The sequence below is a fragment of the Dolichospermum compactum NIES-806 genome (assembly GCF_002368115.1).
GTDB classification, from domain to species: Bacteria; Cyanobacteriota; Cyanobacteriia; order Cyanobacteriales; family Nostocaceae; genus Dolichospermum; species Dolichospermum compactum.
Map to the genome: position 1 here is coordinate 2,234,429 of NZ_AP018316.1, position 24,936 is coordinate 2,259,364.

The 24,936-nt window shown below is 37.5% G+C and carries 22 protein-coding genes; 11 read left to right on the forward strand and 11 right to left on the reverse strand.

What is annotated here, in order from left to right:
* Positions 1–70 precede the first annotated feature (70 nt).
* The 3 genes from CA730_RS10685 to CA730_RS10695 all read right to left on the reverse strand — a co-directional run bounded on the left by CA730_RS10685 (position 71) and on the right by CA730_RS10695 (position 3,600).
* Entirely contained in the window at positions 71–913 is an 843-nt protein-coding gene (locus CA730_RS10685; protein ID WP_096667121.1) for an HAD-IIB family hydrolase, read from the reverse strand.
* A gap of 485 nt (positions 914–1,398) precedes the next feature.
* Positions 1,399–3,099, reverse strand: a complete 1,701-nt coding sequence (locus tag CA730_RS10690; protein ID WP_096667123.1) for a DUF3685 domain-containing protein — start codon at positions 3,097–3,099, stop codon at positions 1,399–1,401.
* Positions 3,100–3,153: 54 nt separating this feature from the next.
* Positions 3,154–3,600, reverse strand: a complete 447-nt coding sequence (locus CA730_RS10695) for a Fur family transcriptional regulator (protein ID WP_096667125.1) — start codon at positions 3,598–3,600, stop codon at positions 3,154–3,156.
* Between the two features lie 242 nt (positions 3,601–3,842).
* On the opposite strand from CA730_RS10695, the gene CA730_RS10700 reads away from it, so the two are divergent.
* A complete protein-coding gene (locus CA730_RS10700) occupies positions 3,843–4,328 on the forward strand; it encodes a CRR6 family NdhI maturation factor (protein ID WP_096667127.1) in 486 nt (161 codons plus the stop codon).
* A gap of 94 nt (positions 4,329–4,422) precedes the next feature.
* On the opposite strand, the gene CA730_RS10705 is transcribed toward CA730_RS10700, so the two are convergent.
* Positions 4,423–5,364, reverse strand: coding sequence for a glycosyltransferase family 9 protein (locus CA730_RS10705; RefSeq protein WP_096667129.1), 942 nt, complete (start codon positions 5,362–5,364; stop codon positions 4,423–4,425).
* 150 nt (positions 5,365–5,514) lie between these two features.
* Here CA730_RS10705 and ispD point away from each other — a divergent pair, with 150 nt between their 5' ends.
* From ispD to CA730_RS10720, 3 genes are all read left to right on the forward strand, one after another.
* Positions 5,515–6,195, forward strand: coding sequence for a 2-C-methyl-D-erythritol 4-phosphate cytidylyltransferase (gene ispD / locus CA730_RS10710; RefSeq protein ID WP_096667131.1), 681 nt, complete (start codon positions 5,515–5,517; stop codon positions 6,193–6,195).
* A 106-nt stretch (positions 6,196–6,301) separates the two neighbouring features.
* Positions 6,302–6,859, forward strand: coding sequence for an SMC-Scp complex subunit ScpB (gene scpB / locus CA730_RS10715; RefSeq protein WP_096667133.1), 558 nt, complete (start codon positions 6,302–6,304; stop codon positions 6,857–6,859).
* Between the two features lie 110 nt (positions 6,860–6,969).
* The gene (locus CA730_RS10720; RefSeq protein WP_096667135.1) at positions 6,970–7,314 is read left to right on the forward strand and encodes a DUF760 domain-containing protein; all 345 of its coding nucleotides are present in this window, start codon (positions 6,970–6,972) and stop codon (positions 7,312–7,314) included.
* A gap of 102 nt (positions 7,315–7,416) precedes the next feature.
* Here the strand turns inward: CA730_RS10720 and CA730_RS10725 are convergent, their stop codons facing one another.
* The gene (locus CA730_RS10725; RefSeq protein WP_096667137.1) at positions 7,417–8,619 is read right to left on the reverse strand and encodes an HhoA/HhoB/HtrA family serine endopeptidase; all 1,203 of its coding nucleotides are present in this window, start codon (positions 8,617–8,619) and stop codon (positions 7,417–7,419) included.
* A 451-nt stretch (positions 8,620–9,070) separates the two neighbouring features.
* Here CA730_RS10725 and CA730_RS10730 point away from each other — a divergent pair, with 451 nt between their 5' ends.
* Positions 9,071–9,964: a LysM peptidoglycan-binding domain-containing M23 family metallopeptidase gene (locus tag CA730_RS10730; RefSeq protein ID WP_096671444.1), complete on the forward strand. Its 894-nt coding sequence runs from the start codon at positions 9,071–9,073 to the stop codon at positions 9,962–9,964.
* A gap of 4 nt (positions 9,965–9,968) precedes the next feature.
* Here CA730_RS10730 and CA730_RS10735 read toward each other — a convergent pair whose 3' ends face one another.
* Positions 9,969–11,072 (reverse strand): cysteine hydrolase family protein, encoded by a 1,104-nt coding sequence (locus tag CA730_RS10735; protein WP_231940127.1) that lies wholly within the window; start codon positions 11,070–11,072, stop codon positions 9,969–9,971.
* Positions 11,073–11,106: 34 nt separating this feature from the next.
* The gene (locus tag CA730_RS10740) at positions 11,107–11,343 is read right to left on the reverse strand and encodes a hypothetical protein (protein WP_096667139.1); all 237 of its coding nucleotides are present in this window, start codon (positions 11,341–11,343) and stop codon (positions 11,107–11,109) included.
* Positions 11,344–11,779: 436 nt separating this feature from the next.
* Here CA730_RS10740 and CA730_RS10745 point away from each other — a divergent pair, with 436 nt between their 5' ends.
* The 3 genes from CA730_RS10745 (at position 11,780) to psbA (ending at position 17,670) form a co-directional block, all read left to right on the forward strand.
* Positions 11,780–14,818: a DUF1574 family protein gene (locus tag CA730_RS10745; RefSeq protein ID WP_096667142.1), complete on the forward strand. Its 3,039-nt coding sequence runs from the start codon at positions 11,780–11,782 to the stop codon at positions 14,816–14,818.
* Between the two features lie 96 nt (positions 14,819–14,914).
* A complete protein-coding gene (locus CA730_RS10750) occupies positions 14,915–16,414 on the forward strand; it encodes an MBOAT family O-acyltransferase (RefSeq protein WP_096667144.1) in 1,500 nt (499 codons plus the stop codon).
* Positions 16,415–16,587: 173 nt separating this feature from the next.
* Positions 16,588–17,670: a photosystem II q(b) protein gene (gene psbA / locus CA730_RS10755; RefSeq protein WP_096667146.1), complete on the forward strand. Its 1,083-nt coding sequence runs from the start codon at positions 16,588–16,590 to the stop codon at positions 17,668–17,670.
* A gap of 54 nt (positions 17,671–17,724) precedes the next feature.
* On the opposite strand, the gene CA730_RS10760 is transcribed toward psbA, so the two are convergent.
* Positions 17,725–18,171, reverse strand: a complete 447-nt coding sequence (locus CA730_RS10760; protein WP_096667148.1) for an SRPBCC family protein — start codon at positions 18,169–18,171, stop codon at positions 17,725–17,727.
* 394 nt (positions 18,172–18,565) lie between these two features.
* Between CA730_RS10760 and CA730_RS10765 the strand changes: the two genes are divergently transcribed.
* The 3 genes from CA730_RS10765 (at position 18,566) to CA730_RS10775 (ending at position 21,194) form a co-directional block, all read left to right on the forward strand.
* Entirely contained in the window at positions 18,566–18,880 is a 315-nt protein-coding gene (locus CA730_RS10765; protein WP_096667150.1) for an RNA recognition motif domain-containing protein, read from the forward strand.
* A 235-nt stretch (positions 18,881–19,115) separates the two neighbouring features.
* Positions 19,116–20,030 carry a ribonuclease D gene (locus CA730_RS10770; RefSeq protein WP_096667152.1) on the forward strand — a complete coding sequence of 305 codons (915 nt, stop codon included), beginning with the start codon at positions 19,116–19,118 and terminating at the stop codon, positions 20,028–20,030.
* A 321-nt stretch (positions 20,031–20,351) separates the two neighbouring features.
* Positions 20,352–21,194, forward strand: a complete 843-nt coding sequence (locus CA730_RS10775) for a tetratricopeptide repeat protein (protein ID WP_096667154.1) — start codon at positions 20,352–20,354, stop codon at positions 21,192–21,194.
* Between the two features lie 9 nt (positions 21,195–21,203).
* Here the strand turns inward: CA730_RS10775 and CA730_RS10780 are convergent, their stop codons facing one another.
* From CA730_RS10780 to CA730_RS10790, 3 genes are all read right to left on the reverse strand, one after another.
* Positions 21,204–22,859: a sodium:solute symporter family protein gene (locus CA730_RS10780; RefSeq protein ID WP_096667156.1), complete on the reverse strand. Its 1,656-nt coding sequence runs from the start codon at positions 22,857–22,859 to the stop codon at positions 21,204–21,206.
* Positions 22,860–22,868: 9 nt separating this feature from the next.
* The gene (locus CA730_RS10785) at positions 22,869–23,120 is read right to left on the reverse strand and encodes a DUF4212 domain-containing protein (protein WP_096667158.1); all 252 of its coding nucleotides are present in this window, start codon (positions 23,118–23,120) and stop codon (positions 22,869–22,871) included.
* 215 nt (positions 23,121–23,335) lie between these two features.
* A complete protein-coding gene (locus tag CA730_RS10790; protein WP_096667160.1) occupies positions 23,336–24,622 on the reverse strand; it encodes a glutamyl-tRNA reductase in 1,287 nt (428 codons plus the stop codon).
* Positions 24,623–24,936 lie beyond the last annotated feature (314 nt).

Genomic DNA, 24,936 nt, shown 5'->3' on the forward strand with positions numbered 1-24,936 from the left:
AAAATATGGCGTTTCATAGTTGCGGAATGTGGGATGTAATATGTCAAACATTCTGACTCATGACTCTTGATTATTTAATAAGTGTTTTTAATACAGATAATATTCCTTTAGCATATTCATTTTCTGCTATTTGAAAATGTAATTTCCTAGCTTCGCTGGTTGCATTTCCAACTAAATAACCATGTTTAACAGTTTGCAGCATTTCAATATCATTACCACTTTCACCAAAAGCTATGGAGTTTTGATAGCTTACATTTGTCTGCTGTAAAATAAAATTAACTATATGTTTTTTACCTGTCCCTGATGGGATAAAATCAACATCATAGCAATTGTTCGGATCTCCAGATAAAGGATTTGCTTGACTAATATTTACTTGAATACCAGCTTTTTTCACTAACTCTTTTATCTTCAAAATTGCCTGATTATCAATTAGATCATTTTGTTGATGGTAATAGTAATTCTTTAAAAAAGGACAATCTGCTATTTGAGGTTGTGGTGTCAAATGTATATTATCTAATTTTAAAAAACTAACTAAGTTATTAACTAAATTCTCAGAGAATCCAGTTTTCATGAGATTGTTTTCCCATATTTTATCTTTTTTAGCGTATTGGTTTTGATTGAAGTAGATTAGTTCAGTCCCTAAACTACTAGCAATAAAATGAGGTAATAATGTCAAACCACATTTATTTATTTTATCAAAAACTGAAGTTAAACTACTACCAGTAACCCAACCAAAAAAGATTTGTTTCTGATATGTTTCATTTAATAAATACTCCTCAAGTTCTTTAAGATCATTTTTATAATCTTCTCTATTTTGATGAGCAAGATAAGTTTCATCAAAATCTGTAAAAACAACGTATTTTGGTTCTGGGACAGAAGGTAACAGTTTTATATTATGTTTGCAATATTTCATATAATGCTTATACACATTATTGTATCTTTTGTGAGATTCGGGCGAAAAGACTTTATATTTTACATTCTATTATAGCCCACATTCAGCAGGTAAAACCAGAAAAAAGGTATTTTAATCTAAGTGGACTAAAGGTAGCTAAGTAGTGAGACAGAATTAATTACACAATGTCATTGCGTAAGCATTGCGTGGCATTAGCCATCTGGAACGAAGTGAAATGAAGCAATCGCCAGGGTTGTGATTGCTTCCCTTCGCTCGCAATGACTGTAAATATTTTTGTCCAATTACTTAAAGTGAAAACATTTATAGTTCCACGGTTTAAGGATATTCTCATCAATTGACAATTAAGTTTTTTCAGCGTGCCTTTCGTTAGGTATAAGCAAGTTTTTTAGCTTTTATTGTTATCGTAGTACATACGCGAACAAAATATTTTTGAATTCACCCCCTATATCCCCTTAACCGAGCAGTATTGAATGACTAATGACTAATTACCTATTCTTCCGTTGTCCTTTTTCTGATAAAGAAACACTACCAATTCCTTGTAAAATACCTCGACCAACTAAACCTAAACCTCTACCGATTACTTGAGTAAGAACAAAAACAATTCCAGTTCCTAAAAACCCTACCAATGATTGGATACGTGGAGAAATAGCATCCCGAAATTCTAATATTAATGTTACCCCTAAAGGAATACCAGAAAGTTGAGCCAATTCTTGATTTCGAGGAGCGTAAACTGATATTTTCGTAATTCCCCGTGAGGAAAAAATAAATAACTCATAGCGACTTTCAAAAATAGTTTGTGCTTCAGTTATATATTGATTTAGTTGATATTTCCAAGATAAATTATTTCTGAATTTCTCAATTTCTCTAGTAGAAATCATTTGCCAGTTATAAAAATTTTGTTTAATACTTTCCTCATCTGCTAAGTTATTTAGTAATGGTTGAATTACAGCATTAGCTATATGAATCAGTAAATTCTCTACAATTAATAATGCTTGGGATTGAGATTCTTTAGTTTCTGCTGGGTAAGAAACATTATCAATATATAAATCTGTCATTAACAGCAAATAAGACAATAACTCAAATAATAAGGGAACTTTATTAATAATTTCTGTTTGTAAATCAGTTGTTTTATCTAATAAAAACTTGACTAAATTTATCTCTTGTTTATCTAAAAAAAATCGAGAATAATTACCAAAAAATTCCGTAATAGCAAATTTCCATAAATCTAGGGTAATCTGACTTTGTAAATTAAATAGCTGATTTTTATCAAAATTAAAAGTATGTATTTCCTCTACCTGAGTAAAAAATTTCTTCAGAATAATATAAAGCAACTCCCGCTTTTTATTTTCTCGGAGAATATCAATTTCCAAAGGTGTATTAGTGAGATTCTCTAAAGAAAATTGTAATTTATTTAAACATAAAGTCAATAATTCAGATTGCAGTTGTCGAGAACTAATTATAGGTGGTATATTAATTGATGGTAGTAGTTCCAAATCCGATTTAATAATATTATCCTGGTTTTGAATATTTAGGGATAGTAATTGGTTTTTTTGTGGTAGTTTTTGTCTTTCTTGTGGTATCGTCAATAAGTGATTAACAACCCAGCGAGCGGCTAAAAGTTCCCGTCGTTGTCCTGCTAAAATTGCTTTATCTAATAAGGGTATTCCTGGTGTTTTTAATTTTTCTGTAACTTGATTAATGGCTTGATTAATATTATCAATTCCTGAATTTTGTAAATTATTTCGCAACTTAGCAAATGGCAAAGGAGAATTAATAATTACTGGTTCTGTGAACCAATAATAACCACCATTAGCTACTTCTTGAAGAATGGGGACTAATTGAGAAATTGATATCCCTTTAGGACAATAACCATTTATTCCTATTGCTCTTGCTGCACTGAGCATTTCTGGTTGAGATTTTGAACTTAAAAGTAATATAGGTATGTGGGGATATAAGGCTTTTAGTTGTTTACAGAACTGCAAACCCAATTGTTCATTCTCTAATTCTAGAATGATTAATTTGATTTGCTGAGAATTTACTTCCGCTAAAACCTGTAAAGCTGCTGTATCTGTGGCAACATCTGCTATGACTTGTAAATTAGGAATAGCTTCGAGTGTTACCTTTAGTCCTAAACGGAAAATTGGATCTGGGTCAATTAATAAGAATTGTAATAGGCGATCGCTCATTTTTGCAAGAGATTTGATTCCTGATTTTTTTAGGCTAGTTTAAATTCTCAATTCCTAATCACTGATTGTGTCACGATAACCATAAAAGTTAATAGTATATTCAGAAATCTTAATCCCTGTTTGCGCTTCTACTTGACGTAACAACTCTTGAGGTAATTCTATCTGCACATCCAAAATCTGATTTGTATCTATACAGTTAACATGACTATGGGAATCACTATTATTTCCATATAATCTTCCATCACCATGTTCAATACACTCTATAATACTTTGGCTAGATAAAGCTTCTAAATTTTGATATACCGAAGTATGTCCAATTTCCTTACCTTCCTTATTGAGTCGATCATAAATCTCCCTAGCAGAAAGATGCTCTTTCGCTTGCCAAAGCAACTCAAGTATAAAGCGTCGCTGACGACTGACACGCATTCCCAAAGTTTGACACCTATCCAAAGCATCTTCTAAAGAACGAATAGGTTTAAGAGGACTTCCTTGCTTGTACATATTTCAGGTTGTGAATTCTAGAAATTGGAAATCAATTCAAAACACCCTCACTACAGGAATCACTTCCGCAAAATTCCAGAAAACTTTGCCTTCTACCTGTTTGCTCACTCATAATATTCTGAATATAAAACAAACTCATAACAACTTTATCTTAAAATTCCTCCCAATGTCTACCTCAAGTGGTTAAAAAACTGTTACTGTGGATTCTCAACACTGTTGAGTAAGTAAGTAGCTACCAGTCCATGACAATCACAATCACCCTCAACAACGACTCTATTTATAGTTTAGATGTATCACCTGCCTTAATGGTGATTGAACCACTGCTGCAAGCAGGAAATATTTCCTCCTATGAACAGCAACTCCGTCTAGAAATTAATTATGAACAGGAAGAAAATGATCCAAGGGAGTTATCGGAAATTCCCGAGGTAAGACTATGGTTTGTGCGTCTTGATACTAAATATCCCTGGGTGCCATTTTTACTAGACTGGAAAGCCGGAGAATTATCTAGATACGCAGCAATGTTAGTACCTCATCAGTTTAGTTCTAAAGAAGGTATCCAGTACAACCCCGAAGCCTTAGAAATATTTTTGATGCACAAAATCTTTATTTTAAGTGATTGGTTGTACCAACAAAATATTGTTAGTCCCTCTCGACTCAAATCCTTAGCGCAAATTCTGGGTTATGAATTAGATGATGCTTTCTTTGAAATGATTGAAAAAACTAATTAATTCGGAAAGGGAACAGGGAACAGGGAACAGGGAAAAATTTTCCTTCTGACTCCTGACTCCTGTTAGATGATTTTGAATCCAAAATTGATAATAGCTAACTTCCCCAAATTTTTTCTAAGACTATTTGGGGTGCAATAGCTGCTAGTTTTCCAGTGGGTGAGGTAATAGCTAAGACTTTTTCACTTGTGGGTAATAATTTTTTTGAATCCGTAGAATTCAGCAAAGCTATTGTATATGTTTCTACTGCTATGCTCAATTGCAGAAGACTATTTTCTACAGACAACATTAAACTAGCACCACCAATGATGGCTGCTAGTTTGCCAATATCATCGGGGGAAGTAACTTTAATATTGTGACAATGTTCTAAAATTGAACGCACAAACGACTCATTATCAGCTTCTTTAATGACAACAACGGGTAAATCTGGTTGTTTTTCTTGGCAAGCTGCAATGATTTTTTGCCAACTTTCTAAAGGGTATGTTGTATCTAAATTAGTTCCACCAACATTAATGAGAATAAAACCTGTTTCACTTACGCCTAAACGCTTTTGCTCTCTTTGCGCCCATTCGATGTCTACTTTAGGCAAATTTACTGATAATGGAGGACAAGGAGTATTAATCTTTAAAGGTTTTAGTAGGTCATGGTACACTTTTGCCACATATTGGGATAGGTTGGGTGTAATGGGATTAGTTAAAAAAACTGCACCTTGTCCTTGGTAACCAATGCGTGTGGGAATTCCTGTTAACCACATTAGCAAGCCTACTAACCAACTTTGTCCGACAATAATAGCGACATCATACTCGCGATCGCGGATCATGCCAACTAAGTTACCCCAATCAGCCAAACTATTACGATCTTTGTAGTCAAAAGTTAATACATCATGAACTGACTTGCTGACTCGGTAAGCAGCCTTTGACTGGGGTTCGACAATGACATCTATCTGCGCGTCGGGATAATAACGCTTAAGATCATCAAGGGTGGCAAAAAAAAGAATTTGGTTATCAATTGAACCAGGTACAAGGGCTACTACACGCATAATATTTATTAACGTTTATTGTTTTATATTTTAGGAGAATATAGGAGTTCAGAAGTTCAGAAGTTCAGAATTTAATCAGTCAAGGATTCAAGAGTCAAAAGGTTTTGAATTTATTTTATTTATCCTCTATTTGAAAATTAAGGACAAGTTGTGCATTTACTAATTCCTGCCGCTGGAAGTGGCAAAAGAATGGGCGCTGATCGTAATAAACTTTTATTACAGGTACGCTCAAAACCCTTGATTGCTTGGACTTTGTTGGCAGCAGAAGCCGCAAGTTCTATTAGTTGGATAGGAATTGTTTCTCAACCTCAAGATTGGGACGAGTTCAAGTCTATTATCGCTGACTTAAAGCTGAAAAAAACAATAGAATTAATTTCTGGTGGTTCTACTCGTCAAGAGTCAGTTTATCATGGCTTACAGGCATTACCAAGTAATGCGGCACAGGTATTGATTCATGATGGCGCTCGTTGTTTGGCAACACCAGATTTATTTAACGCTTGTTCTGAGGCAATTCTTTATTGTTCTGGCTTAATTGCGGCTGTACCCGTTAAAGATACTATTAAAGTTGTTGATGATAATGGCATAATTAAAAGTACACCAGAACGTAAACAACTTTGGGCGGCTCAAACCCCTCAAGGGTTCGATGTCAAATTGTTAAAAAAGTGCCATGTTGAAGGTATCCGTCAAGGCTGGGAAGTGACTGATGATGCGGCTTTGTTTGAAAAATGCGGTATTGAAGTGAGGATAGTTTTGGGGGAAGAGACTAATTTGAAAATTACTACTCCTCAAGATTTAGCGATCGCCGAATTTATACTTAGTTACAGGGAATAAACAGGGAGCAGGGGAGCAGGGGGCAAGCAGGGGGAGAAAAATTTTCTAAAATCCAAAATCTAAAATCCAAAATCCAAGATCTAAAATCTAAAATCTAAAATACTGAATGCCCAAGAATATACCTGTAGCCGGCAAAATAGAAGCCATTCTTTATTTAAAGGGTAAACCCTTATCTCTAAGTGAAATTGCTGAATATGCGAAATGCGATCGCTTCACAGCCGAAGAAGGAATTATCGAACTAATTGAGAATTATTCCCGACGAGATACAGCTTTAGAAGTTGTAGAAACTGAACATGGTTATAGTTTACAACTGCGGTCAGAATTCCATGATTTAGTGCAAACTATCATACCCGTAGAATTGGGAGTCGGGGCATTACGGACATTAGCTGCGATCGCCCTCCATAATCCCATATTGCAAAGCGAATTGATTAACTTGCGGGGTTCAGGAGCTTATCAGCACGTTCAAGAATTGGTAGAATCCGGTTTTGTCCGCAAACGTCGAGAAAGTGATTCTCGCTCCTTTTCACTGCAAATAACACCAAAATTTCATCAGTATTTCCAAATCGAACAACTACCCCAAATTTTGGCAATTCCAGAGAAAGAACAACAACTAGAACTGGAGTTAGCAGGATTAGAGACAGAGGAGGAAACAACTCAAAATTAAAAAAATATTCTCTGTTCCCTATTCCCTGTTCCCTTTTCTCTGTAGAAAATGCGCTACCCTATGAATATGGTTTAGAGTAAAATCAGCAGTTAAGCTAATATAAATCGCCAATGGTGTTTGATCCTGACTTTTTGCAAGACGACTCTGAGCAACACCCTAATCAACTTCTGAATGATCGCTTTGGGGACAACCCAAATCAATTACTGAAATATTTACAGCATCAATCTCCTGAAGTTTTAGCCCGTGTAGCCCAAGCTGTCAGCCCCGAAATTAAACAAATCATTTCCCAGAATGTCCAAGGACTCGTGGGAGTGATACCGACAGAACATTTTAATGTGCAAATTACAACAGACCGGGAAAATCTGGCGGGACTACTAGCATCCGCAATGATGACGGGTTATTTTCTCCGCCAAATGGAACAGAGGATGCAATTGGAACATTTATCCAATCAGTAGGAGTCAGGAGTCAGGAGTTCAACAAGAACAAAAAACAAAGAACAAAAAGAAAGTTTCTTCCCCCTCCCCAACTCCTCAACTCCCCCTGTTCCCTGTTCCCGGCTATTGAGGATAATTTCCCGAACGGACTTTAAAGATTTGAGTTTTCCCACTGCGGTTGACTTCTATGGTAAGAATGTCCCCAACACTACTCGATTCGACTATCTTTTGGACTTGAGCCGCAATTTTGATTTGTTTACCATTAACTTTTTGAATCACGTCACCAGGAAGTAGTCCTCCTATCTGTGCGGGTGATTTTTCCATGACTTTTCTGATCACAATTCCCACGTCTGGCTGAATGTCTAGTTGATCTTCTGCTTTCAGTCGCTCTTTTGTAGTTGTGGAAATGTCTATCATCTCAATTCCTAAAAAAGGGTGAGCAACTTCTCCTGTGGTAAATAGTTCATTGGCTACACGAAAGGCGGTTTCAATGGGGATAGCAAAACCAAGTCCCTGAGCATCAGCACGGATAGCGGTATTTACGCCAATAACTTGTCCTTGAGCATTTAAGAGTGGTCCACCAGAATTGCCGGGGTTAATGGCTGCATCTGTTTGGATAAAACTAACGCGCTTATTGGGAACGCCTACTTGGGCGCTAGTTCTGTCCGTAGCACTGATAATGCCAATAGTGACAGTATTATCTAAACCTAACGGATTGCCTATAGCGATCGCCCATTGTCCAGGAATTAAATTTTGTGAATTACCTAACTTGACTATCGGCAACTTATGGGCGGAAATTTTGACTGCGGCTATATCTGTCACCGTATCAACCCCTACCACCTTCCCCTCAAAACTCCGCCCATCTTTGAGGGTAACTTGAACCGTATCTGTATCTGCCACTACATGAGCATTAGTTAGTAACTTACCATCTTCGCTGAGTATAAATCCTGAACCTGTCCCCCGCTCAATTTTTTCTGAGGGCATTGGTTGTCCATCCTCTTTGAAAAAATGCCGAAATAAGGGATTTTTTAAAGCTTCAGTCATCGGATTTGTTACTTTACGAATTGCATTAATTCGCACAACCGCAGGACCAACTTTGCCGACAGCAGTGGCGATAAAATTGATATTATCACTTCCCGGAGTGTTAAGTATGCCATTGACAGGTTGAGGAACAATAGACTCAGCAGGTAAAGTTACTGCCACATTTTTTAACTCTTGAAATAAAAGATTGTGCGTCCAAAAATAACGACTAACAAAGACACCACCACCAGAGCCAATTACCACCAAACCTAGATACACAGCCAGTTGTTTCCAAGATACATTCATAATTATTAAAAATAAGTATTCGGACAAAATTAAATTCACTCGTTGAGAGAGAGAACAGGGAACGGGGAACAGGGAACAGAAAAATCAGTTGTGTAATTAATTCTGTCCCATTACTTAATGGAGATCAAGGACAGATGAAAGCTTACAGCATGAGTCAGGAGTCAGAAGTAAAACCTTATTGCTGTCTGGCTTTGAATTTAGATCCTGTACCTCATTAATTTGCAATCTGCTGTATATCTTTTAGTGTAATCAAGCAAACCTTCAGTGAACAGATCATTTGAGCGATAAATATCAAAAATTTGTCAGCATATTCGGGGATCATATCTAGTTCTTAGATTTCATCATGAATTTACTCAAAATAGGTAGTAAAAATATAAAGGAAAAACTTTATCCTATCTTTAACAATTCCCCACTAAAATCTAAAAAATTAGCGATTTCTGGACATATTTACATGAAATTTTCCTATCGTTCACTATGTTTTTTGAGTTTATTTAGCACTTTAGGGTTATTATCCACCTTATCACAATCACAAAGCGTTAATGCTAGGACGGGGAATTGTCCTGTTCCCGTGTTGGCTCGTATTCAACGTCATCAAGTTAATCGTGGTGAAACGTTAGCAAGTATAGCTAGTCGTTATAATCTATCCCCAGAAACCATTATTGGCATCAATCCATCTGTTAAGAATGGGGTGGTAAGTCCGGGTACACAATTGCAAATTCTCCCTTTTAATGGCATTGTGGTTGAAGTTCCTCGTAATCAAAGCTGGCGACAAATCGCATCTAAATATAAAGTTCGTCCAGATACAGTCTTTGAAATCAATGGTTGTCAGAAAACTCCTAAATTTGTCTTTTTACCAATACTTCCAGAGGTAACTAATACTACTGCTCCTACTGCCGCTACTGGGGTAATCGCTACTGCACCTAGTACCTCCGCTGGAAACGTTACTGGTTATCCCTTGCCAAGTGTTACAGAGGTGGGATTGGCTTATGGTTGGCAATATCACCCGATAACAGGAGACGTTTTCTTTCATAGCGGCGTAGATTTGTTAGCACCTGTAAATACTCCTGTGACAGCGATGGCTCCAGGAATCGTCGTCTTTGCCAAGGAACAAGGTAGCTACGGCAAATTAGTCATTATTAACCATGCAGGTGGCTTACAAAGCCGTTACGCCCAACTTGACAGCATCAAAGTCACTCTCGGTCAAATGGTCAACAAAGGCGATATTTTAGGAGCAGTCGGAACTACAGGACAACCAACCTCTACTCAACCCCATCTTCATTTTGAAATGCGTTCTAACGGTTATTTAGGTTGGGAAGCCAAAAATCCCCAGGAGTTTTTAAAGTGAGGAGTCACCGAGTCAGGAGAAAGGAGTCAGGAGTCACCGAGTCAGGAGAAAGAAAGGAAGAAGAAAATGACCAATGACCAATGACTAATTCTTCAGTTGATTGAATAATGTGCATTCCAGCTTCTGCAAATCTGGCAAATGTGTTATTAGCCTGTTCCGTATAGTCAACTACACCAGGAACGACAACAGAAGAAGTGCAATCTTCTAAAAGATAAATTTTCTTTGCTAGGGTAGGATCTACCTGTTTAATTTCTGTTAATAAATCATCAATTGTCCAAGCGACACAATGACTTTTAGCTTGTCCTGCAATAATCACCGTATCATATTCTAAAATTTGTTTAATTAAATTTGTGTTTTTTTGTCCAATGGGCTGGTTATCAAATCCTATTAAAACTTCGGGGCGTAAAATAGAATAATTTTCTGTTAACGGATTTTCCCCTTTTAATTCAAATTGGGTTTGACTTTGACGGGCGATACTATGAAAAAATATTGCTTCCTCTACCGATGCAACCAAAGCATGACCAATGCCACCTAACATAGAATGATAAGGCCACACTGTTAACGGGTATTTTCCATCTTGGCTAAGTTGTTGAACATAATGAAAAGCCTGTTTTACTAATAAGTCATAATCACCATTATTGAGACTATTAGCAATGGCTGGATTAACTTGCCAAATACCGTTTTCAATATCTGTGGGTGTAATGTTAGTTGCGGCAGGTATTGGGTGTTCTCCTTGGGAATTTATCCAGAATATAGGATGAAAGATTTGCATTGCTGTGTGAGTATCCAGTGTCGGAATAATTTTGGTAATTACTCCCAAGTTGCGATAAATAAATGCACACAGTCTTTGATTATCTTCAACTGCACCAATTCCAGTTTGTCCACCTACAAATAATTCAAAATCGGGAATGCAAAAGGTATTTTGGACATCTATTAATAATAGACAAATCCGGTTTTGATCTAAAGCTGCTACTGGGATGTTTTGTTGTTTGGCATAAGTTTCAGCCTCAACAGCACGTTGTTGATAAGGTACACGCCAAACTTCACCGACTTTTGTGGGGTTGAAATGGGAGGGAATCGGTAATTGGGGTCTATTCTGGGCATTCATCATGAAAATACGCTTTAATCCTATGTAGTGATTTCTAATCCTTGTCTAACTTGTGATCATCCGGAAAAGGGAGGACCGGTAAGCGATCGCCTCGTAATAATTCTTCACTTGCTTCACCCAGGCTGATTAATGCCTCGCTTGTAGCTTTCTGAGCTATAACTAACATCAGCATAGACACTGTACCAATTTGTAAAATACAAGACGGAGAAATTGTGAATGCAATCAAATTTAATCCAGATTGGGAAAATAACTGTTGGTTTAGGGATGGCATTGTAATTCTTAGTAATTAGTAAACAAGTAAAATAGGCAAAAAAGTCAATTGTCAGTTCAGGAGCGAGAATTTATCAAAGTGCAATAATGTCAGAGCTATGCCTACGATATATTACATCAATGTTAACAACAGAAAGATGTAGCAGGAAACATCGAAAAAGGTTAAAAGTATTCTTGTGTCTGATAATACTGCCCAATATTAGACATCTTTTATGTTAGGACTTACGGAGGGTACTGACTTCTGACTGGGACTAGACCATTTGTTCCTACTACTGACTCGGTGAATTCTTCCATACCACCATCTTGATCAATTTTGCAAGCTGCGAAGGTAACAAAATTATTTAAAAAAAATGGCAAAATGTGATAACTCTATGATTCTAGTTGACAAGTACAGCCAAAATTCCCCCATACAACCTTGCTGTTAAATTCCACCGCCCATGAAAACAGTATTACTTGATGATCGTCAAAATTCCTTAGTGCAATGGGTAAGCCAAGCAACAGGTATAAATACTTTCGGAGTAAAAGTCCGATTGCTAGGTAATGACCTACATATTCTCTGTGAAAACGCTGAATGTCCACAACGTTGGCAAACCTTGTCGGAGTTACTGCAAGCACTACAGCAAACAGATGTAGATACCCTCACCAATGACGAACAACCGTCAATATACCAAGTATTAATTTATGGTCGAAAAAAAGGGGAACACCGTCCTGAATGGTGTCATCGGGTGTACTTGAATCAACTGGAGCGACATTTGGAACAGGTAGAACAGGCACTATTGGCACAGACAGAAACGCCTATAAGCCCCGGTGGCTCACTGATTATCTCTAATGAAAGTTTGGCACGTCAAGGGGATGGGGATGCTATTGCTCGCTATTTGAGCGAACATCTCAGCCATTTAGGTATAGCAATACAGGTAAAAATTAACCCCTTTCCGGTGAAAAATAACTCTCAGATTGTCGCTAATCGTCTTTGGGTATTTTGTCAGTCTAGCTATAGCCCTGATCCATCATTATTGGCAGAAACGGTAGCCCAAAAGCTCAGACATTTGCAGCTTGTTGGTTATCAGGATGCCATTATTGTTGCCCAGGTTCGAGGGGAAACTGAGCCAGATTGGCGGGTAAGAGTAGATTTGACACCGCCAGAGGTGATGTTAAAAGAATGGGCGCGGTGGGGAGATGTGCAAGCGATCGCTAGAATATTAACTGAGGAATTATTAAGCCTCAAAATAGCACTGCAAACTTCCCTCAAAGAATCTACCTTACACATCTTCTGCACCCCAGCTTTTGATCCCCTAGAAACCGCACCCGCACCCGATAAAACAACTGCCCTACAAGCCATTGTCCCCATTCTCGAAAATATTGCTCCTCAATCCATCATCTCAGCCGCCATATACGGACAAAAAACCACAGACAAACAACCAACTTGGATAGATTGGGTATCTTTACCAGCATCTGAGCATCCCTTCCTACTTACATCTGCCTTGGAGCTTGCCCGTGCAGGCGATCAACCAGCAATCATTTTTTTACTAGAGCGACTACTCAATCCCAACCTAGATTGGCGATTGAAAACCGGTGGTATCCGGGTACTACTAGTTCGCAAAGAAGACTTATTACACATAATGTGTGATGCTCCCGTTTGTCCTACACGTCATCAAGTTTCTAGTAAAGTGACTCAATTTATCCGCCAACTGAAAATTTCTGGTATTACTGGTGTCCATGTTTATGGTCGTCGTGCTGGTGACAAAGAACCCGTATGGCATCATGGGGCTGATCTAGAAGAACGTTCTCGATTAGTTCCCGAAGCAACACCAGAATTTGCCGCTACATCAGAATATGTAAATTCCCTAATGATAGATGAAAACAGTGAAGAAATTTTGCGTCCCGATTTAACCAATAAAAAAGTAAAAAGTTTTCTCAAAGAAGCATCAAAGAATTGGGTGCTAAATACCAATCAATCAATCAGAAATTTACTTTTAAACAGTCAATTATTTACACCATATAATCAAAAAACAGATGAAAATCCCGATAATCAAGGAATTGGCAGCGGGATGATTTGGTTAGCATTAGGATTACTTCTCGCCTTACAAAGTGATTTTATGTTAGGCTACGTCGTCGCACATACTGTTAAAAATTCACCAAAAGCTAGTAATAATATTGTTTCACCACTATCCTCACAAGCACAAGCATCTTCACTATCACCAAATAATCAGAAAACATCATTTTCAAATCAACCGGGGACAACAGAATCACTTAATAATAATCCATCCGCTTTTAATGCTTCTGGATTCATTAATGATAACGATTCTCAATCGGAAAATTTACCAGCCGGACCATTAAAAGAAAAAGCCACTTCTACAGCTATTTTATTAGCAGCCAGATCACAAATGCCCAGTTTTAATGCTAGGCAATTAGATGAACAATTAGCTCTATATAAGCAGCGGTTAGCCACAAAAAAACGTCCCCCAGATGTCTTAATTATTGGTTCTTCTCGCGCACTAAGAGGAGTTGATCCTGTAGCCCTTTCTAAAGCTTTAGCATCCCAAAACCATAGCAACATTGATATATTTAACTTTGGCATTAATGGAGCAACAGCACAAGTCGTTGATGTAATCATCCGTCGGGTTTTACAACCCCAAGAACTACCAAAAGTAATTTTATGGGCAGATGGTTCTCGTGCCTTTAATAATGGGAGAGAAGATATTACTTTCAATGCCATTGAAACCTCACCAGGATACAAAAAAATATTACAAAAATCTCAAAGAAAATTTAAAGCTAATGAAGGTAATAAAAATCCAGAAGATCCAACAGAAAAAATTAGTAATAAACCCAAGATAGAAGTAGAAGATACTAATATCTATCAAACCACTGACGATTGGTTAAATCAGTCTGTAGCTAATTTATCTGCTAGTTATAAAAACCGTGATCAAATTAAAATTCTTCTCCAAAAACAACTTCAATATCTACCTTTTAGCTATCAAAATTCCCCAGTTAAATCAAAAGTTTATATCACCCATGATTCAGAAATAGACAATAATTCTTCTCTCCGAGGAGTTGATTTTGATGGATTCTTACCTTTATCTATTCGCTATAATCCCACCACATACTATCAACAACATCCTAAAGTTTCTGGAGATTATGATAATGATTATAAATCTTTTCAATTAGCAGGTAAACAAGATCAGGCATTCCATTCCATGTTAGAGTTTACCAAAAATAATAATATCTCTCTCGTCTTTGTGAATATGCCTCTGACTTCAGATTATTTAGATCCTGTACGCACCAAATATGAGCAACAATTTCAAGAGTATTTATTAACCTTTACCAATTATCCTCAATTTATCTATCGTGATTTAAGTCAGCTATGGCCAAAAGCAAATGATTACTTTTCAGATCCCAGTCATCTCAATCGTTATGGTGCTTATGAAGTATCCAAGAAACTAGCTATAGATCCAATGATTAGCTGGCCAACAAAATGATTAAATAAGGAATAGGGAATAGAGAATAGATGAGCAAATATTCTTTATCCTAACTCCTAACTTCGTCACAAATTCAAAATTATCAATTAATAAACAATGAAATTTATATCAATTTTTTATGGGCTTTTTTTATTGAGTGTTTTAGGCATCTACTGGACTGTTAATTTAGCAAATATAAGATTATGGATATTGTTAATAGCCAGCCTTCTATTTTACGCATCTTTGAATATTCAATATTTACCATTACTTTTAACACTAATTTTTATCAACTTCTATCTAGGTTTAGAAATTGGCAGTAATACTTCACAAGGAAAACATTCTCAAAACTGGAATTTATCTAATGAGGAATGGCAATTTTCTCAAGCTGACTGGAATCAACGCCGTCTTAAATTATTGTGGATTGGCATAGGTTTTAATGTTTTTATTCTTTTAGGCTTTAAATACATAAATCATTTTCTAAATTTAGTTTTTAATCAGCCAACAAGTTCACCAGAATCATTGATTAAGTTAGTTGCACCTCTAGGGATTTCTTTCTTTACCTTTGAATGTATTGCTTATTTAATAGATATTTATCGTGGCGCTCAGGCTGCTACTAAATTTATCCAATTTGCCACATATAAATTATTTTTTGCTAAACTAATTTCTGGACCCATTACTCGTTACCATAATTTAGCGATTCAATTTGATACCCTCAGATTTCCCAGCATTGATAGAGTTGCTGAAGGAATGTGGTTAATTGCTAGAGGTGCAGTTAAAAAAGGTATCCTCGCTGATAATTTGGGTATATTTGTAGATTTATGTTTTGGTAACTTACAAAGGGCAGGTAGCACAGATTTATGGTTAGCTACCTTTGCTTATGGCTTACAGTTATATTTAGATTTCAATGGTTATGTTGATATTGCTCGTGGTAGTGCTTTACTATTTGGGTTGGTTTTGCCGGAAAACTTTGATTTTCCTTACTTCAGTACAAGTATTGCTGATTTTTGGCGACGCTGGCACATTACATTAGGTGATTGGCTACGTAATTATCTTTACTTTCCTTTAGGTGGTTCTCGACGCGGATTAATGCGTACCTGCGGAAACTTATTGATAGTTATGTTAGTAGCTGGTATTTGGCACGGTTCAGCTTGGGGTTTTATTATTTGGGGTCTATTGCATGGTATCGCTTTAGTAGTTCATCGTCTCACAGTTGTACTCAGCGATCGCTTGACAATTCTTAATTCATTTTGGCAAAATCCGCTAGGAGTTATTTTTGCTTGGCTTTTAACACAAATCATGGTTTTCACATCTTGGATTTGGTTTCGTCTCCCCAACCCCCAAGATTCCGCTTTAGTGATCAAAAACCTTTGGGGTCATGCCGGTGATCAACAATTTTCAGAAAAAATCTATGTAGAAGCCTTAAACATAAGTCAGTACCAACTCTCTTATTTGTTGGTAGTCATAGCTTTACTAATGTTTACAACTTATGTTCTTAAGCGAGGCATGAAACTAGAATTTAGCTGGCCAATTAAAATTGTTTTTGTTCCCCTATGTTTTTATGCAGTTTGGTTACTAGCTCCTGAGGGGAGTTTACCTTATATATACTTTGATTTTTAGAGGTGAATTTTCTGCTGCAATTCCTGTAAATCTCATTACATTAGGAAAACATATAACTGATATAACTAATACTAATTTTAATTATCTTTACAAATTTAAACTTATCCTCTAATGTTGTATTCAGGTAGGCAAAACAACCTACCAACATCATAAGAAAATAAAGCAATCATAAAATGACAACTACCTTACAACAGCGCGAAAGTGCTAATGTGTGGGATCGCTTCTGCGGTTGGATCACCAGCACAGACAACCGTTTATATATCGGTTGGTTCGGTGTACTAATGATCCCTACCCTCCTATCTGCGATCGCTTGCTTCGTAATTGCATTCATCGCTGCTCCTCCTGTAGACATTGACGGTATCCGCGAACCAGTTGCAGGTTCATTACTCTACGGAAACAACATTATTTCCGGTGCAGTAGTTCCTTCCTCTAACGCCATCGGTCTACACTTCTACCCAATTTGGGAAGCTGCTTCCTTAGACGAGTGGTTATACAACGGCGGTCCTTACCAATTGGTAGTATTCCACTTCCTGATCGGCGTATTCTGCTACCTCGGTCGTGAATGGGAACTTTCTTACCGCTTAGGTATGCGTCCTTGGATTTGCCTAGCATTCTCTGCTCCTGTAGCAGCAGCAACCGCAGTATTCTTGATCTACCCAATCGGTCAAGGTTCATTCTCTGACGGTATGCCTTTAGGTATCTCTGGAACATTCAACTTCATGATCGTGTTCCAAGCTGAACACAACATCTTGATGCACCCCTTCCATATGTTAGGTGTAGCTGGTGTATTCGGTGGTTCTTTGTTCTCCGCAATGCACGGTTCTTTGGTTACTTCTTCCTTAGTTAAGGAAACAACCGAAAACGAATCACAAAACTACGGTTACAAATTCGGTCAAGAAGAAGAAACCTATAACATCGTTGCTGCTCACGGTTACTTCGGTCGCTTGATTTTCCAATACGCTTCCTTCAACAACAGCCGTCAACTACACTTCTTACTAGCTGCATGGCCTGTAATTGGTATCTGGTTCACAGCTTTGGGTATCAGCACCATGGCGTTCAACTTGAACGGTTTCAACTTCAACCAATCCATCATGGATTCTCAAGGTCGCGTAGTCGCTACTTGGGCTGATGTAATCAACCGCGCTAACTTAGGTATGGAAGTAATGCACGAGCGTAACGCTCACAACTTCCCCCTAGACTTGGCTGCTGCTGATGTTGCTCCTGTTGCTTTAAGCGCTCCTGCAATCAACGGTTAATAAGTTTAGTTAAATAAAAAACGCTCTCCAATTACGGGGGGCGTTTTTTTGTGTTCATTTTTCACATTCGCGTTTAGTCACATAATGCCGATAGCGAAACATGGCTTCTAGTTGTGCTTGTACTAACCAACCACTCATAAATTCTATGCCATCACCGCCGGGCATGGCATAAGTAATATTATCGGTTAATTTAGTTTTGCCATTTTCTTCTGTAAATTCATGACGATGTACCCAAGACTCAAAAAGTCCAGATATCTGTTCATCGGTAAACTGATGATATTTTTCATAGTCTGTGTGCCGTGCTAACCAAGTTAAAGGTAAAATACCTAGAAAAAGCCGAAATTCTGTAATTGCCCCGGCGGCTAGTCCACCTTCACGTCTAACGATTTGTACAGGTTGCCAAGGTGGAGTGAGTATTTGCAGTATGTCTGGTCTTTCGTGGAATTTCCAAACTGCTTCAACTGGTGCGTTAATAATTGAGGAATGTTTAAAGTGCAACATGAACAAAAAACCTAAAATTGAGCCTTTAGATTCATTATTGACAATTTTATGAGCAAATAGGCGGAAAAACCCGGAATTGATAGCTAAAAATAGTTAAATTCAGTATAACGAGAGAACCAACTACAGCGTACCCTACGGGATATTGCTACGCGGAGCGTCCCGGAGGGAACTAGCACTGCTGCAGGCAATTCGCTAATTGAGGTATAAAAAAATATTTTATCAATTTTTTAGAATTTACCCGTTGATATATCATTTATTGTGCAATAATGGAAGTCGAGAAGTAATTCGGTGGACTTCGTTTGTTTTTAGTATTGATAGGCTTTTTCCCTTTGGTATTTACAGACTTTTCTCCGAAATCTAAATCTCTACACTCTTATGATTTTGGAGAAAATCTATGTCGATTTATGTAGGCAACCTCTCTTATGAAGTTACCCAAGACGGCTTAAGCGAAATTTTTAAGGAGTATGGCACTGTAAAGCGTGTTCAGCTACCTACCGACCGAGAAACTGGTAAAGTTCGCGGTTTCGGTTTCGTGGAAATGGAATCAGAAGCAGAAGAAAACAAAGCCATTGAAGCCCTTGATGGTGCTGAATGGATGGGACGTGACTTAAAAGTGAACAAAGCTAAACCAAGAGAAGAACGTAGTTCTTTTGGTGGTGGAAACCGTGGTGGTGGAAACTTCGGCGGTGGAAACCGTAACCGTTACTAATATCCATAGATTTAAGGTGGATAAATATCCGCCTTGAGGATAATTAGGTTTAACAAAAGCTCAGGAATGAATACCTGGGCTTTTTTATGGTAAATTTCCTCCACAAGATCAATATGGCATTAAAAGAGCTATTTTGGCAATAATTATCATGATGGGGTAGCACTTGTCAGCACAATTAGTCATAAAATGTTACGTTGGAAAACTATAACTAAGTCGCATTTTCCGACATCTACCCATGCCTTATCTTACCACTGCGGGGGAAATTCGTTCCCTAATTACTGAACATGGCAAAGCTAAAACTCTGTGGATAGATACAGAAGTTGCTGATTATAAAACTCGTAATCCGAGATTATCACTAATTCAGGTGTTGGATAATCCAGAAGATATGACTGGTAATAGTGTTTATTTGTTGGATGTTCTCGATAAATCAGATGTAATTGCTGATTTTGTGGAAAGGATTATGACTAATGATGCTATTGAAAAAGTTTTTCATAATGCTGGTTATGATGTGCAATATTTGGGAGGTAAAAGAGCTAAAAATATTACTTGTACTTTGGCAATGGCTAAGAAAATTCCTGTTTATTTACTACCGTTACCTAATTATCAACTAAAAACTCTAGCCACTGAACTTTGTAATTTTCATGATATTGATAAACAAGAACAAAGGAGTGATTGGGGAAAAAGACCATTAACTGAAGCACAACTAGAATATGCTTATCTTGATTGTATTTATTTGGCTCAAGTATATTTACGATTATTAGAATTAGAGGCTAATTTTCAGGTAGATCCAATTAAGGAAGATTTAAGTTTATTGACTGCTAGATATAGAGAAATTGAACAGCAACAAAAAATACTGAAGTCAGAATTTGAGCATTTACAAGAACGGGTAAAAAAAGCGATGTTAGTCCAAAATATTGCCGAAACATCGCATTGTAAACTAACAAGTTATGAGCGAAAAACTTTTAAAACTCAGTTTCAGGAATTGGTAAATTTAGTAGAAAATCAAGGTGTTGATTTAGATTTTAGCATTACTTTAACTGAAGATATTCGCAAAAATTTGGGAGTAAATATTAAAAAATTGTCTGTAAATGTTGATACAAATACTTATTGGAAAATCACTCCAAAAAATTACGATGATGAGGAAGATTAAAAGCAAATACTGAAAAATTCTGGGAACTAATTTTCATCCTATCTCAGAATACTGATATGAAAATTTTTCTGAAAGTGATCACAAAATTAACATAATTATTAGCGGGAGTATAGTAATAATATAAATGTAGATATCTAGGATTTTATTTTTAATCTTTACTAATATGCGGTGATTGGCTGGATAAATTTATTCATTAATTCTCAATAACTTCAGGGAATTTTATAATTTGAATTGAATATTAATCAAAAAGCAGACATATTGCAGAAGTAAGTAATTTAGTGAATGATTTACTCCCAGTAAGATGGCAATTTTTGGTAAATTATGAAATGGCAGTTATTGGCACAAAAAAAGCAAGGAGTAAACAGGGCGTTCACTATAGCAATGTTTACAATTTTCAGTGGTATTATTTGCGTTTCTTGCAGTAATAATCAAGATGTTTTGGTGACAGAAAGGGGGGCAAGTACCCCCAATCCACAGATAGGGAGAACATCTAAAGCCGGGGAATTTTATGTTCAGGGACAAACTCAACATCTGAAAGGTAATTCCGAAGCGGCTATTGCTGCCTATAGTAAATCTATTAGTCTTAATCCTGAGTATGCACCAGCATTTAAAGGTCGGGGATTAGTTTATTTTGATACTGGTAATAAAGAGGGAGCGATCGCGGATTATAATCAGGCATTGCGTCTCAATCCCCAGGATGTGGAAGCATATAATAACCGTGCTAATACTTTTGCTTCTATCGGAGATTATAGAAGAGCACTTGCGGATTATAATCAGGCAATTAGCATTGCCCCAAAATCAGCTGAGGTTTACAATAATCGAGGTAATGCCCGTGCTAACCAAGGTGATAAGAACGGGGCGTTAGAGGACTATACTCAAGCGATTCGGATTGATCAAGAATATGCTGTAGCCTATAATAATCGGGGTAATGCTTATGCTGCAAGGGGAGAACAGCAAAAAGCAATATCCGATTATAATGAAGCTGTTCGCATTAATCCTAATTTCGGTGCTGCTTATAATAATCGGGGTAACGCCTATGCTGCAATTGGCGATAAACGGGGTGCATTAAAAGATTTACAACGGGCGGCAGCTATTTTCGACAAACAAGGAAATAAGGACTTATATCAACAAGCCATGAAGAATATTGAGGAATTGGGTAAGTAATTGTGTCATCTATTCTTCAATAATTGGGGTGCGTAAATCCTCTACCAAAGCCTGAATTTCTGCGGGTGGTGGTGGTGTAAGTCGAGAAACTGTGAGGGTGACAATAAAGTTAATAATCATCCCTAAAGTGCCAATTCCTTCAGCAGAAACGCCAAAAAACCAAGGTGTCATACCGACAAATTTTACGCCGACAATGTAAATAACTGTAAATATCAAACCTGTTAACATTCCGGCAATTGCACCTTGAGAATTGGTGCGTTTATCAAAAATTCCCAGAAATATTACCGGGAAAAAACTTGCAGCCGCTAAACCGAAGGCAAAAGCTACCACTTCACTCACAAATCCTGGTGGATTCACGCCAAAATATCCAGCGAGAACAATGGCGAGACCAACAACAACTCGCCCTACAAATACCCGTTTTTTTTCTGAAGCTTGGGAATCAAAAATGCGATAATAAACATCGTGAGCGACAGAACTAGAAATTACTAATAATAATCCAGATGCAGTGGATAAAGCAGCAGCTAAACCACCAGCCGCAACTAAAGCAATTATCCAAGGAGGTAAATTAGCAACTTCTGGGGTAGAAAGAACAATGATATCTTTATCAATGATGATTTCGTTAGTTTCTTTGTTCGGAGTTAACTGAAAACGTCCATCTTTATTTTTATCTTCAAAAGCCAGAAGTTTGGTTTTTTCCCACTTATTTGCCCAATCTAATTGCTGGACTTCGACAATTGTTTTATTATGCAAAGAAGTAATGAGATTGTAACGAGAAAACATCCCGATTGCAGGGGCTGTGGTGTAGAGAATGGCGATAAATAATAATGCCCAACCAGCAGAAAACCGGGCGGCACGAACACTTTTAACTGTGTAAAACCGGACGATAATGTGGGGTAAACCAGCAGTTCCTACCATCAAAGCAATGGTGATGAAAAGAACATCCAGCATTGACTTGTTGGCAAAAGATTGAGTATATTCTTTAAAGCCTAAGTCAAGTTGAATGAGGTTGAGTTTATCAGCAATATCGCTGGCGGTAAAGGCTAATTGGGGAATAGGATTACCTGTGAGTTGGTAGGCGATCGCAATTGCTGGAATTAAATATGCGAAAATCAATACACAATACTGGGCTACTTGTGTCCAGGTAATGCCTTTCATTCCTCCCAAAACCGCGAAAAAGCCAACAATGATCATGCCAATGATGACACCAGTATTCACGTCTACTTGTAAAAAGCGACTGAAGACGATTCCCACACCCCGCATTTGTCCAGCGACGTAGGTGAGAGAAATGAAAATAGCTGCAACTACCGCCACCAAACGAGCTATATTGGAATAATAGCGATCGCCTACAAAATCAGGGACTGTATATTTACCAAATTTCCGTAAATAGGGTGCTAATAATAATGCTAGTAAAACATATCCACCAGTCCAACCCATCAAATAAATAGAACCGTCATATCCCAAAAACGAAATCAACCCGGCCATAGAAATAAAGGAAGCCGCAGACATCCAATCAGCCGCAGTGGCAGCACCATTAGCAATTGCGGGTATTCCCTGACCCGCAATAAAAAAGTCTTTAGTATTTTCTACTCGTGATTGCCAACCAATGTAAATGTAAAGTAAAAAAGAAAGGCTAACTAATATAATCGTCCAAAGTTCAACCGACATTGTTTATCCTCACTTCTTATTATACTTCTGGTCTAATTTATCCATTTGGAAAGCATAAATAAAAATTAATACCACAAAAACCAAAATTGATCCTTGTTGCGCCATCCAAAAACCAAAGGGAACACCAAAAAACCGAATTACATTTAACTGTTGAACCAGCAATATACTAAAAACCACGGAGACTAAAGCCCAAACAATTAAAAGATTTGTAATTAGGTTTGTGTTAGCACGCCAATAGGCACGACGCTGATTTTCGTCCATTTTTCTTTGATGATCATTACATCACAGATGATATCACCAAGACCAGATAATACTGCCTTATTTGAGTATTTTTTTTGTAAAGTTTTATATACTTGATAAGTAGCTTTTTCAATCGTCAAAAAGCTTGCTCAATAAGGACAACTTAAAATTAACAACCCAGTAAAACAGGGAACAATCCCAGGAATGGCATAACATTTCCCTGTTTCTTGATAATTTCAGCTAAACTGTTCCTCAGCGTCCAAATTAAATAACATTTGCAGAGTTTGCATACATCGTCTTCTAGCTTCCACATCTTGCTGGGCGCGTAATTGCACCATCGGATCATGCAAAATCTTATTGACTATTCCTCTTGTCAAAGCCTCAATTACCTCTTGATGCTTTTCGCCAAATTCTGACCCCAAACGAGATAAAGCCTTTTCTAATTCTTGTTCGCGGATAGTTTCTATTTTATTGCGTAAAGAACTGATAGTAGATACAGTTTCTAAACTTCGCCACCAAATATCAAAAGCTTCAACTTCCTCATCTAAAATTTTCTCAGCTTCCTGTGCCATTTGCCGACGGCTTTCATAATTTTGAGCGACAACTGCTTTCAAATCATCAACATTAAAAGCCTTAACATTCGCCAAATCATTGACATCTACATCCACATTTCGGGGGACAGAAATATCAAATATCATCAATTTGTGACTGGGTTCTAACACTGTTTCTAACTTCACCCGATCTAAAATGGGTTCAGTTGAAGACGTGCTAGTAAATACGATGTCACTAGCGGCAATAACTGACATCATTTCTGGTAGCAAATGGATTTGAATAGGTTGTTCTGGGAACAACTTCGCCAACTCTTCCGCCCTGCTGCGGGAACGATTAACAATACTAATTTGAGTTGCACCTTTAGAAATCAGGTGTTGTACAAGTAACCGGGACATTTTCCCAGCGCCAAGGATAGATACACGATTTGTAGATAAATTTTCTACTTTCATCTGTGCCAATTCCACAGCAGCCGAACTGATAGAAACCGCACCAGTCCCAATACTGGTTTCGGTGCGAACCCGTTTACCCGCTGTTAAAGCTTGTTTAAATAAGCGATTTAAAATGGTTTTGATGCCATTAAATTGTTGTCCTAGTTTGTGGGTATTTTTAACTTGAGCGAGAATTTGACCTTCACCTAAAACTAGACTATCCAACCCACCCGCAACCCGTAAAATATGGGTGACAGCATCAACATGGAGTAACATAAACAGATGATGCCGTAAAGACATAATCGGCAGCTTGCTATGTTCAGAGAGGAACTGAGTTACTTCATGAATACCCTGGGTAGTTTCCTGACTAACAATATAAATTTCTAAGCGGTTACAAGTGCTGAGAATAGCAACTTCATCAACATGAGGATAACTGAGAAGTTGGGCGATCGCTCTTTCGATTTGAGGTTCAGGAATACTTAATTTTTCTCTAACTTCGACTGGGGCTGTTTTATGGCTTAACCCCACCACTGCAATATTCATTTCTTAAATAGATAATTGGTTAGGTGTCAGTTGTTCGTTGTCAGTTGTCAGTTGTCAATTGTCAGTTGTTAGTAGACTATCAAGAACTGATTGACGGATATAAATTGACCAAAAACTATAAAACACAAAGTTTTTAGATTTTTACAACCTGTCAACAGATTTTGGATTAACTCCACCAAACAAGTGTGGAGATTGAGGATTTTAGATTGGCGTTAGCGAAGCGTACGCAGCGCAGCGAGTATTTTTGATTAATTCCGCCCTGGAGGGGCGGGTAACCTGTACCGAAAATTCCCAATCCAAAATCTAAAATCCAA